General features: G+C 71.6%; 2 protein-coding genes. Both read right to left on the bottom strand.

Annotation, left to right across the window (positions count from 1 at the left end; all coding sequences use genetic code 11):
- Positions 1 to 242: 242 nt before the first annotated feature.
- Entirely contained in the window at positions 243 to 1,508 is a 1,266-nt protein-coding gene (locus GA0115259_RS38250; RefSeq protein WP_093605225.1) for a hypothetical protein, read from the bottom strand.
- A 50-nt stretch (positions 1,509 to 1,558) separates the two neighbouring features.
- A partial coding sequence (locus GA0115259_RS38245) for a nuclease-related domain-containing protein (protein ID WP_093605223.1) occupies positions 1,559 to 2,287 on the bottom strand: 729 nt, incomplete at its 5' end.

Below are 2,287 nucleotides of genomic sequence, written 5' to 3'. Positions count from 1 at the left end.
GGCCGGAGCCTCACCGGGCGAGGTCGGGGCGGAGTGTCGGGGGGGGGGTGGCACTCCGCGCGGACGGCTCGTGGCTTCACAGTACTGCTGGCCACGCGACTGAGCATTGATTTTCGCCTGCTCTGTGCCCCCGTGTCGGCACGGATAGAGCGCTCGCGCCATCCGGTGGACAGTCTGCGACATACGGCACGCAGGGCGGCAGGTTCTCGGGGCACGGAGATCCGCGCCGGGCTGCGCACGGCTCATGCACGGATGCTGCCGGCCGGCACCGCCATGTCGCCGGTGTGCAGCCCTTGCCGCTCCCAGTCCCTCAGCAGGGCGTAGTCGCGCTCCACGAGGTCCGCCGATTCTGCGGCGAGGTACAGGAAACCGGGAGTGCTCAGGAGGTCGGTGGTCGGCTGGAGTGGCTCACCGTGGTCGACGGCGGGGCAGACCGCGACTGCGCTGGGCAGCGTGGCAACGCGGGTCATCGCGGCGTGGTCGGCGTGACCAGTGCGGTGGTTGATGAATTCGACGTTGCGCAGGACCCCGGACCAGGTGAGGCGGTGGTCCTCGAAGTCGTCGAAGGTCTGCGGGGCGGCCAGGGCGGCCGCGGCCAGCGCGGTCTGGGACATGCCGCAGTGGCGTTCGACGACGGCTGGGGCCGTCGCGCCGCCGAGACGGGCGCCCGTCTCGATCAGGACGGGACCGCGCCGGGTGAGCATGACCTCCGTGTGGGCCGCGGAGTTGCGGATACCGAGGGCGTCGAGGACGGCGAAGGTGAAGTCGCGCACGAGGCGGGCTTCGCCGGTGTCCGCCCGCACGGGCTCCTCGTAGTCGTAGATGGGGCCGCCGCCAGGACCGACCAGTTTGCTGTAGCGCCAGGTCTCGGCGACTTTGTGCCGGCCGTCAAGGGAGACGGTGTTGATGTAGAACTCGGTGCCGATGAGGCGTTCCTGGACGAGGGCGGCGGTGTTGCGGCGGCCGAAGACCGTGCGGCTGTGCAGCACGGTGCTGGTCGCGTCGCGGACTTCTGCGAGCGTGCGGCAGAAGCGCACCCCGTCCGAGCCGGCGGAGCCGAGAGGCTTGACGACGGCTTCCGGGAGGCCGGAGGCGGTGAACCAGCGGGCCGCAGCGATGGCGGACGTGACGAGTTGCGTGCGCGGGGTGGCGAGGCCGGCGGCGCTGACGGCGGCGGCCATGAGGTTCTTGTCGCGGCGGGCTGCTCGCTGCTCGGGCCGGTTGGTGGGCAGCCCCAGGGCGTGGGAGAGGGTCTCGGCGAGGGTGACCCCGGACTCGGTGCCGGCGACTACGCGCGTGGTCCCGTCGCGTCTGAGCAGATCCGCCAGGTCCGCGGCGTCCGGGACGAAGCCGTGATCACGGGTGTAGTGCTTCGGGTCGAAGGTGCGGCGCAGGAAGTCATGGTTGTCGGGCTGGCTCTGGATGTGGGAACAGGGCACGCCCAGGTGGTGAAGGCGTCCTGCCAGGGCGGCTCCGGTCGAGTAGCCGTCGACGATGGCGATGGTCATGGTTCGTCCTCGGGTTGGTTGCGAGCGGCGCGGTGTGCGGACGGCGGGCCTTATGCGGCGGGCTGGAGACGGTGGCGGGCGAGCCGGTATGTCGAGGCGACGCGCGCCCGGTTCCAGCCGGGAGCCTGCGGCAGGTCACGCAGGTGGCGCCGTAGTTCGCTGGCCTGGACGATGGTCACTCCGCCGCTGTACAGGCCTCCGCGGGGGACGGGGGCGTGGTGAACGGCGATGACGGCACGGACCGGGTGTCCGAGGGCCTGTGCCGCGGAGTCGGCTTCCCACAGGACGGTCTCGATCGTCTTGTTCTGGGGGTAGCGGCCGTACCAGAGGCGGCCGTGGCGGTCGGTGGTGACGCGGGCGTTCTTGGCGTTCCAGGTCTTGGTGTCGACGTACACGGGGCCGCAGCGGCCTATGACGAGGTGGTCGCCGTTGTATTTGGAGCCGACGCGGAAGTCGTGGATGACGGTCCAGGCTCCGAGGCCGCACCAGACGAGGGTGCGCAGAATACGCGCCGTCTTCCGTTCGCCGGCGGCTCCACGGGCCCAGGTGCTGCCGCCGTTCCGGTAGAGGCGGCGCAGAGCGAGGACGGTGATGGTCAGGGCCATGGCGAAGCCGGCGCGGGCGCTGGTCACCGTGGCGGTCAGGTAGGCGGCGCCTCCGGCGGCGGGTGCCACAAGAAGGGGCACGGCCCAGGCAGCCGTGCGGTGTTGCTTCCTGCGCTCGTCGGCGCGGATAGTGTCGGCCATGCGCTGGGCGCTGGCGCCGGCGCCGGGGCGGGG

It is taken from the genome of Streptomyces sp. MnatMP-M17 (genome assembly GCF_900091995.1).
Classification (GTDB): domain Bacteria; phylum Actinomycetota; class Actinomycetes; order Streptomycetales; family Streptomycetaceae; genus Streptomyces.
This window is presented reverse-complemented; position numbering and strand designations above follow the sequence as displayed.